The sequence below is a fragment of the Agromyces sp. NBRC 114283 genome (assembly GCF_030268405.1).
In the GTDB taxonomy this organism is placed as follows: domain Bacteria; phylum Actinomycetota; class Actinomycetes; order Actinomycetales; family Microbacteriaceae; genus Agromyces; species Agromyces mediolanus.
The window spans coordinates 3897901-3906208 of record NZ_BSQP01000001.1 but is presented as its reverse complement, the minus strand read 5'-3'; the positions used below and the strand labels follow the sequence as shown (position 1 = coordinate 3906208).

General features: G+C 73.5%; 9 protein-coding genes. 8 read left to right on the top strand and 1 reads right to left on the bottom strand.

The features are described 5' to 3' along the window. The first annotated feature begins 127 nt into the window (after nucleotides 1-127). From QSJ60_RS18800 to QSJ60_RS18765, 8 genes are all read left to right on the top strand, one after another. A complete protein-coding gene (locus tag QSJ60_RS18800) occupies nucleotides 128-1045 on the top strand; it encodes a thiamine pyrophosphate-dependent dehydrogenase E1 component subunit alpha (protein WP_285465224.1) in 918 nt (305 codons plus the stop codon). After that, nucleotides 1038-2069: an alpha-ketoacid dehydrogenase subunit beta gene (locus QSJ60_RS18795; protein WP_285465223.1), complete on the top strand. Its 1032-nt coding sequence runs from the start codon at nucleotides 1038-1040 to the stop codon at nucleotides 2067-2069. The genes QSJ60_RS18800 and QSJ60_RS18795 overlap by 8 nt, the downstream gene beginning before the upstream one ends. Beyond that, nucleotides 2066-2896, top strand: coding sequence for an acetoacetate decarboxylase family protein (locus tag QSJ60_RS18790; protein ID WP_285465221.1), 831 nt, complete (start codon nucleotides 2066-2068; stop codon nucleotides 2894-2896). Before QSJ60_RS18795 ends, QSJ60_RS18790 begins: the two co-directional genes overlap by 4 nt. 120 nt (nucleotides 2897-3016) lie before the next feature. Then, nucleotides 3017-4366: an MFS transporter gene (locus QSJ60_RS18785; RefSeq protein WP_285465218.1), complete on the top strand. Its 1350-nt coding sequence runs from the start codon at nucleotides 3017-3019 to the stop codon at nucleotides 4364-4366. After that, complete coding sequence (locus QSJ60_RS18780) at nucleotides 4363-5436, top strand: quinone oxidoreductase family protein (protein ID WP_285465217.1); 1074 nt, start codon at nucleotides 4363-4365, stop codon at nucleotides 5434-5436. Before QSJ60_RS18785 ends, QSJ60_RS18780 begins: the two co-directional genes overlap by 4 nt. Further along, nucleotides 5433-5843, top strand: coding sequence for a RidA family protein (locus QSJ60_RS18775; RefSeq protein ID WP_230765708.1), 411 nt, complete (start codon nucleotides 5433-5435; stop codon nucleotides 5841-5843). The genes QSJ60_RS18780 and QSJ60_RS18775 overlap by 4 nt, the downstream gene beginning before the upstream one ends. After that, entirely contained in the window at nucleotides 5840-6943 is a 1104-nt protein-coding gene (locus QSJ60_RS18770; protein ID WP_285465214.1) for an aminotransferase class V-fold PLP-dependent enzyme, read from the top strand. The genes QSJ60_RS18775 and QSJ60_RS18770 overlap by 4 nt, the downstream gene beginning before the upstream one ends. Before the next feature lie 102 nt (nucleotides 6944-7045). Next, nucleotides 7046-7306 carry a hypothetical protein gene (locus tag QSJ60_RS18765; protein WP_230765712.1) on the top strand — a complete coding sequence of 87 codons (261 nt, stop codon included), beginning with the start codon at nucleotides 7046-7048 and terminating at the stop codon, nucleotides 7304-7306. A 46-nt stretch (nucleotides 7307-7352) separates the two neighbouring features. On the opposite strand, the gene QSJ60_RS18760 is transcribed toward QSJ60_RS18765, so the two are convergent. Then, nucleotides 7353-8219, bottom strand: coding sequence for an AraC family transcriptional regulator (locus QSJ60_RS18760; RefSeq protein ID WP_285465212.1), 867 nt, complete (start codon nucleotides 8217-8219; stop codon nucleotides 7353-7355). Between the last annotated feature and the right edge of the window lie 89 nt (nucleotides 8220-8308).

Below are 8308 nucleotides of genomic sequence, written 5' to 3'. Positions count from 1 at the left end.
ACAATACCAGCGCACCGCCCACAGGATCACATCACCCTGGAAATGGCGCCACTTGAAATCCGTCATCGTTCCGTCCGTCCAATCTCCGCCAAGCATGCTCAAGCTTCACGATTTTTGCAACAGAGCCATGCACCGCATCCGAGAGACCGAGGAGACGATCACCCGGCTCCGCCTCAGCGAGGACATCGTCGGATCGGTGCATCTCTGCAACGGGCAGGAGGCGATCTACGCCGGCGCGGTCCGCGCGCTCGAGCTGAGCCGCGACGCGGTGTTCCCGACCTACCGGGGGCACGGCTGGGCGATCGCCTGCGGCGTCCCGCCGGAGGCCGTGCTCGCCGAACTGCTCGGCCGGGAGAGCGGCATCAGCGGCGGCCGCGGGGGATCCGCCTACTTCACGGCTCCCGCCTACGGCATGTACGGCGAGAACTCGATCGTTGGCGCGGGCGCGCCGATCGCGTGCGGCGCGGCGCTCGCCGGCCGTTTCGACGGGAGCGGCCGAGTGGCCCTGGCCTCCTTCGGCGAGGGCGCGATGAACCAGGGCGCCGTGCACGAGGCCATGAACTTCGCCGCGGCGATGACGCTGCCGGTGGTCTTCCTCGTCGAGAACAACACGTACTCCGAGCTCACCCCGACGCGGGACGTGGTGCGCAACGACCAGTTCTTCCGCCGCGCCTCCGCGTACGGCATGGCCGGCGTGCGCTTCGACGGCAACGACCCCGACGCGGTGCGCGACGCCGTCGCCGACGCCGTCGAACGGTGCAGGAACGGCGCCGGACCGGTGCTGCTCGAGGCCATGACCCAGCGCATCGTCGGGCACTACATCGGCGACGTCCAGCACTACCGGCCGGCGGGCGAGCTCGACGCCGCCATCGCGGCCGAGCCGATCGCGAGGGCCGAGCGGATGGCCCGGGCGGCCGGCGTCGGCGACGCGGAGCTCGCGGCGCTGCGCCAGCGCGTGGTCGACGAGGTCGATCGCGCCGCCCAGGCCGCGCTCGCCGCCCCGCTCGCAGACCCCGCCACCGTCGAGGAGCACGTCTATGCCTGAGATCATCGAGAAGACCCTGTCCTACGCGGAGAGCGTGAACGCGGCCCTCGCCCGTGCGCTCGAGGAGCGGCCTGAGACGCTGCTCTTCGGTGAGGACGTGGCGATCCCCGGCGGCGTATTCGGCGTCACCAAGGGCCTGCGCCGGAAGTTCGGCGAGCGGGTGTTCGACACCCCGATCTCCGAGTCGGCGATCCTCGGCGGCGCGGTCGGTTCCGCGATGTTCGGCCGGCGGCCGATCGTCGAGATCATGTGGGCCGACTTCGCCCTCGTCGCGTTCGACCAGATCGTGAACCAGGCGGCCAACGTGCGGTACGTCTCCCGGGGCGCGCTCGCCGCGCCGCTGACGGTGCGCACCCAGCAGGGCAACGCCCCGGGCGCCTGCGCCCAGCACTCGCAGTCGCTGGAGGCCCTGTTCGCCCACATCCCCGGGATCCGCGTCTGCATGCCGACCACGAACCAGGACGCCTACGACCTGCTGCTCAGCGCCATCTGGAGCGACGACCCGACGATCGTGATCGAGAACCGCACGCTCTACCACGGCGCCAAGCAGCCGGTGCGCATCGGCGGTCCCGTGCAGGCGGTCGGCGGGGTCGGCCTGCGCCGCTCGGGCTCGGACCTCACCGTCGTCACCTGGGGCGCGATGCAGCACCGGGTGCTCGCCGCCGCCGAGCGCGCTGCGGCCGAGGGCATCGACGCCGAGGTGCTCGACGCCCGGTGGATCCGCCCGCTCGATCTCGACAGCATCCTCGCGAGCGTGCAGCGGACGGGCCGGCTGCTCGTGGTGCACGAGGCGCACACGACCGGCGGGGTGGGCGCCGAAGTGGTCTCCCGCGTCGTCGAGAGCGGCGTCCGGCTCAACTCGCCGCCCGTGCGCATCGGCGCGCTGGAGACGCGGATCCCGGCGGCGGTACAGCTGGCCGCCCGAGTGCTGCCGGCTGACGAGGACATCCTCGGTGCCATCCGCCGCGTCGCGCACGACGTGCCGGCCGGCCGGGTCGAAGCCATGCCGGTGGGTGCGCGATGAGCGCCGCCGCGCCGGTCGCCGTGCCGCTCGCCATGCCGGTCTTCGCCCCGCTGTTCACGCCCGGCACCGAGCGCGTCGAGGTGCGCTGGCTGACCGTGGAGGCGCCGATCGACGCCGACGTCGCCGCCCGGTGCCTGCCCGCCGGGCTGGGCGTGCCGGACTCGCCGACCGTGGCGCTCTGGATCGCCCAGTTCATCGGCGCGGAGTTCGCCTCGTCCGGCGGCGTGGAGCGTCGCCCGGACTACCTGCAGGGCGGCGTCTCGCTGCGCTGCGCCGGATACCGCGGCGGCCCGGACGGCGCCTACGCGATCGAGACCTTCGTCGAGGGCCTGAACCACGGCATCCTCGGCCGCGAGCTGTTCGGACTGCCGAAGAAGCAGGCCCGAGCGGTCCGGCTCGACGAGCACGGCGACGGCGTCGCCTTCGCGATCGTCTCCGCCCTCGGCGAGGAGCTCGTCGCGGGGGAGGCGATGCTCGGGCGCGGCTCGGAGGACATCCCCGCCCCCGACTGGTTCGCCCGGCACTGCACGGTGAAGGCGATCCCGAGCGCGGAGGGCACCGGCTACGACCTGTGCAAGCTCGTCGAGATCCCGTGGAGCCTCACCGCCCTCGGTCCCGCCCGCACGGGCACCGCGGACTTCGCCTGGGGCGCGAGCGAGGCCGACCCCCTGCACGTCTTCGCCCCGAACGGACCGGCGACGGCCGCCTACGGCCGCGCCGTGCTCGACATCGGCTACGGCCGGTACCTCGCCGACGTGGATCCGCCCGCGCCGCTCGGCCGCCCGAGCTGGACCCCGGTGCCGCCGCACGCGCAGCACGCGCCCTGAGGCCGCGCAGCTCTCCCGGCATCCGCCCCGATCGTCCCGGCGATCTTCCCGCGTCATCCGATCCATCCCACGCGTCACCCGATCCATCCCCCGCGTCACCGAACAGCAAAGGAGCTCACGATGACTGTCACGCACCCCCGCAACGCCCGCGAGAAGGGCCTGCAGCCCTCGCAGATGCGCGCGATCGTCGCCGCCTGCATCGGCAACTTCCTCGAGTGGTACGAATTCGTCCTGTACGGCTACTTCGCCGCGGTCTTCGCGGCGCTGTTCTTCCCCCAGGAGGATCCGGCCGTCGCGCTGCTGACGACGTTCCTCGTCTTCGGCATCAGCTTCATCATCCGCCCGCTCGGCGGGGTGCTGTTCGGCCTCGTCGGCGACCGGCTGGGCCGGAAGGCCGCCCTGTCGGCGATCATCCTGATGATCTCGATCGCGACCGCGCTCATGGGCCTCGTGCCGCCGTACGCGAGCATCGGCGTCCTCGCCCCGATCCTGATCTTCCTGCTGCGCCTGGTGCAGGGGCTCTCCGCCGGCGGCGAGTGGATGGGCGCGGTCACGTACATCATCGAGACCGCCCCCGCGGGCAAGCGCGCCTGGTACGGCAGCTTCCAGACCATCACGATCGTGCTCGGCATGTTCGTCGCGGCACTCACCTCCCTCTTCATCACCACCTCGATGAGCCCCGAAGCAGTGCTCGAGTGGGGTTGGCGCATCCCGTTCCTCGTCGCGCTCCCGCTCGGCCTGATCGGGCTGTACATGCGGCTCCGGCTCGCCGACCCCGCGGAGTTCACCGAGGCGAAGGCCGAGGTCGAGGCATCCGACGGACGCCAGGCAGGTCGCTCGCCGCTCACCCGGGTGCTCCGCGAGAACTGGCGCTCGGTGCTGCTCGTCGCGGGACTCGTCGCCTCGCCCACCATGTGCACCTACGTGCTGCTCGTCTGGGGGCCGACGTTCTTCGCGGGCCAGCTCGGGTACGCCGACACGGAGGCGCGCAACATCGGCCTCGTCTCGATGCTCGTGCTCGTCGCGCTGGTCCTCGCGTTCGCGAAGGCGTGCGACCGCTTCGGCCGGCGTCCGTTCATCCGCTGGGGCGCCGCGCTCGTGATCGTCACCACGCCGATCGGCTTCCTGCTGCTGCACACCCAGCAGCTCGGCCTCGCGATCCTCGGCATCGGACTCATCCTCGTCGGCGACGCGATGATGCTCGCGGCCCAGCCCGCGCTCTTCGCCGAGCTCTTCCCGACCGCGCAGCGGTACAGCGGCCTCGCGGTCGGCTACAACCTGGGCGTGGTGCTCTTCGGCGGCCTCGGCCCGCTCGTCGCGCAGGCCCTCGTCACGGCGACGGGCTCGAGCTGGTCGCCCTCCTGGTACCTCGTGGGCGGTGCGGTCATCAGCCTGATCGCCGCCCTGTTCACCCCGGAGACGAAGCACACCGAACTGCGCACCGGCGCGATCCCCGCGGCGGGCGCATGACGGGCGCGGATGTCGGCATGCTGGCCCTCGTGCACGGCGGGGCGACGGGGCTCGACGGGCTGCGCGTCGAGCGGATGCCGGCCCCGGAACCCGCGGCGGGGGAGGTGCTGCTCGCCGTCGAGTACGCGGGCCTGAACCGGCACGAGCTGTTCACCGCCGAGCGGCGCGACGGCTCGGAGCCGGCGCGGATACTCGGCGCCGACGCGGTCGGCCGGGTGGTGGGCCTCGGGCCCGCCACCCGCCCGGGGCGCGGGGGCGACGGACCGGCGCTCGGGGGCGACGGGCCCGCGCTCGGCGACCGGGTGCTGCTCGATCCCACCCTGAACTGGCCGGAGCGCGCTCGGGTGCCGGAGCATCCCGACCTGCTCGGCGGCCGCGCGCCCGGGACCTTCGCGGAGTTCGTCGCCGTGCCGGCGGGGAACGCCCATCCCGTGCCGGCGCACCTCTCGGGGCCCGAGGCCGGGGCGCTCGGGCTCGCCGCGGTCACCGCGTACCGGGCGCTCTTCACCGTCGGCGAGCTGGCCGCGGACGAGCACGTGCTCATCCCGGGCATCGGCAGCGGGGTCGGCCTCCTCGCGCTCGATCTCGCGCTCGCCGCAGGCGCCCGGGTCACCGTGACGAGCCGCTCGGCCGAGAAGCGCGACTTCGCGCTCGCCCGCGGTGCCGCCGCGGCGGTGCCGAGCGACGAGCTCGGCGGGGCCCGCCTGCCACCGGTGGACCTCGTCGTCGACACGGTCGGCGCCGCGAGCGTGCCGGCGGCGCTCGGCACGCTGCGCCCCGGCGGCCGCGTCGTCACCCTCGGGGCGACGACGGGCGCGGAGATCCGGTTGTCGTTGCGCGAGCTGTTCTTCCGGCAGTTGAGCCTGCGGGGCACCTCCGTGGGCAGCGCGGAGGAGTTCCGTGACGCGCTCGCCTTCGTGCGCGAGCATGGGATCCGGCCCGTCGTCGACGCGGTGCATCCGCTCGAGGAGGCCCCGGCCGCCATGCGCGCGAGCGCCGACGGACGGACGCTGGGCAAGACCGTGTTCCGGATGCCCGGAACGCTCGATGAAGGAGGAGAACGGCCATGATCGTCACCGGAGGCAACCCCGACGCGCTCGCCGCACCGATCGGGCAGTTCCGGCACTACACGGTCGTGCCGGACGACCACCGCCTCGTGTACCTCTCGGGGCAGGTGGGCCAGGACCGCGACGGCGTGCTCGCTCCCGGCGGCTGCGGAGCGCAGACGGCGCAGGTCTTCCGCAATCTCGAGCTCCTGCTCGACGAGCTCGGAGCGACCCCCGCCCACATCGTGAAGCTCTTCACGATCGTCGCGGGCGAGGGGAGCTTCCGGGAGTTCGCGGGCGTCCGCACCGAGGTCTTCGGTCGCTGGTACCCGGACGGCGCGTACCCTGCGCACTCCGCGTTCGTCGCGGCCGAGCTCGCCGCCCCGGAGCTCCTCGTCGAGATCGAGGCCGTGGTCGCGGTCCCGCGATGACGCCGGAGGAGTTCCGCGCGAGCTTCCCGGCGCTGGAGCGCTGGGCGTGGCTCGACACCCCCGGTTCGGCCCCGGCGGCGGCGCCGGTCGCGGCGGCCCTCCGGCGCGCGATCGACGGGCAGCTGGCGGGAGAGTTCGACTGGAGCGAGTGGGACGGGGCCGCCGATCGGGCCAGGGCTCGGTTCGCGGCCTGGTGCGGCGTGCCGCGCGAGTCGGTCGCGACGCTCGGCTCGCTCGCCGAGGCCGCCGCGACGGTCGCCCGCTTCCGGCCCGCGGGCGTCGCGCTGCTCGCCGCCGACGAGTTCCAGAGCCTGCTGCTGCCCTTCGTCGCCGAGGCCGGCCGGGACCCCCGCCGCCCGGTCGAACTCGTGCCGGTCGAAGCCGGCGAGAGCCGGAGCGACGCGCTGCTCGAACGGATCCGGCCGGGCGTCTCGCTCGTCGCGGTGTCGGAGACGACGACGCTCGACGGGGAACGGATCGACCTCGCGGCGCTGCGGGAGCGCGCGAGCGAGGTCGGCGCCGAGCTCTTCGTGAACGCGACGCAGAGCCTCGGCGTGCTCCGTTCGCCGATCCCGGCGGCGGCGCCCGACTACCTCGCGGTGCACGGCTACAAGTGGATGCTCGCCCCGCGCGGCGCGGCGTGGCTCGTCGCGGCTCCCGCAGCGGCGGTTCAGCTGGAAGCCATCGCGCCGGGCTGGAAGACCGCCGAGGGCGCGGAGGGACTGTTCGGCGGCCGGCCGCAGCTCGGCGGCGGGCTCGCGCGGTGCGACACCTCGCAGGCCTGGCTCTCCTGGATCGGGGCGGAGGCCGCGGTGGGCCTCCTCGCCCGGCTCGATCCGCTCGCGATCGAGGAGCGTGCGCTCGAACTCGCCGAGCTCTTCGAGCGCGAAGCCCTCGAGCTCGGCGCCGTCCCCGTCCGGACCGGGGCGGGCTCGCACATCCGGGTGGTGCGCGTGGCGCGCCCCGAGCGGCTCGCCGCCCGTCTTTCCGAGGCGGACGTGCGCGCACGGGTGACCGGCGATCGACTCCGGATCGGCGTGCACGGCTTCAACGACCTCCGCGACATCGAACGGGTGCTGGCCGCGATCCGGGCCGCCTGAGCGGCCGGATAGACGGAAGCGGGGAGTCCTCCCCATTCCGAACCGACGCCCGGGCTGCTTGCATTGGAGCACAAGGGACACCGAATCCGGGGGAGAAGAACCATGAAGCGCAAGATCCGGCTGGCCACGATGACCGCGGCACTCGCTCTCGTCGTCACGGGGGGCGTGGCGACTGCGGCACCGGCCCAGGCCGCCGACTGGAAGGCGTACAGCGTCAGCGTGCAGGGGCAGAGCGCCTGCAAGGGCATGCTGACGAGCGCCATCCGCGGCAAGCTGATGACCGGCTACAAGGTCGATCTGCGCCAGCCCTGCTACCACAGCGGCGGTGGCTACTGGAGCGCGTACTTCTATTACTCGCGCTGAGCCCGCCGTCGGCGGCCCGAGGGGGTCGGGCCGCCGACTCGTGCGGTCACGCCCGCTCGACCGGGAGCCAGAGCTCGCACGTCGCCGTGGTGAAATCGTCCGCGCGGTCGAGCACGGCGACGATCGAGGGGCCGGGGCGGAGCCGCCACGGGTTCGACGGGAACCAGTCCGTCGCCGTCGCGGCCCACGCGGTCTGCAGCGCGGCCGGATACTCGCCGGCGACGCGGAACACGGCCCACTGACCGGCCGGGACCTGGATCGTGTCGAGGTCCTCGGGCGCTGCGGCGGCGTCCGCGAGCGCGACGCCGTGCAGATACGTCAGCGGCGTGCCCTCGCGGGCGTCGGGGTCGACGTCGGCGCTCACCTGGAGGAGCCCGCGCGGCTCGGTGTCGCTGAGCTGCTTCAACCGGGCGTGCTCGCTCGGCTCGATCGCGGCGATGTGCGCCTGGATGTGCGGGTTCACCCCCTCGTGGATGAGTGGGACGCGCGCGGCGTGGCCGGCGAGCGTGAACGCGGGGCGGTCGGTGATTCGGGTGTCCATCGGGGCACTCCCTTCGACGGTCAGGCGGAACCTGAGCTGCGGTTGTGTGCGAAGGGGGCCGCCGTCGCGACGCACCTCGGCCGGGGACGCGCCGTGCACCGCACGGAACGCCCGGCCGAACGCCTCCGTCGAGCCGTAGCCGTGGCGGACGGCGATGTCGAGTAGCTCGCCGTCGCCGAGGACCTCCGCCGCGGCGAGCGTCATCCGCCGCCGGCGGACGTACTCCGAGAGCGGCATCCCCGCCAGCGACGAGAACATCCGACGCAGGTGGTATTCGGTCGTGCCCGCCCGTCGGGCGAGCACGGTCAGCTCGGTCGGTTGGTCGAGCTGCTGCTCGACCAGCTCGACCACGAGGTTCAGCGTGGCGATCACGGTGCCTCCTTCGCCCTCCAGCCTGCTCGTCGCCGCGGACCGGGACCCGACTTCCGCGGTCCGGATCGATCGGATGCCGATCGGCCTCC

Bases quoted from the DNA above. Each gene is read 5' to 3' on its own strand.
- QSJ60_RS18765 (WP_230765712.1), top strand. From the start codon at position 7,046: ATGAAGCGCAAGATCCGGCTGGCCACGATGACCGCGGCACTCGCTCTC.
- QSJ60_RS18785 (WP_285465218.1), top strand. From the start codon at position 3,017: ATGACTGTCACGCACCCCCGCAACGCCCGCGAGAAGGGCCTGCAGCCC.
- QSJ60_RS18775 (WP_230765708.1), top strand. From the start codon at position 5,433: ATGATCGTCACCGGAGGCAACCCCGACGCGCTCGCCGCACCGATCGGG.
- QSJ60_RS18800 (WP_285465224.1), top strand. From the start codon at position 128: ATGCACCGCATCCGAGAGACCGAGGAGACGATCACCCGGCTCCGCCTC.
- QSJ60_RS18795 (WP_285465223.1), top strand. From the start codon at position 1,038: ATGCCTGAGATCATCGAGAAGACCCTGTCCTACGCGGAGAGCGTGAAC.
- QSJ60_RS18780 (WP_285465217.1), top strand. From the start codon at position 4,363: ATGACGGGCGCGGATGTCGGCATGCTGGCCCTCGTGCACGGCGGGGCG.
- QSJ60_RS18790 (WP_285465221.1), top strand. From the start codon at position 2,066: ATGAGCGCCGCCGCGCCGGTCGCCGTGCCGCTCGCCATGCCGGTCTTC.
- QSJ60_RS18770 (WP_285465214.1), top strand. From the start codon at position 5,840: ATGACGCCGGAGGAGTTCCGCGCGAGCTTCCCGGCGCTGGAGCGCTGG.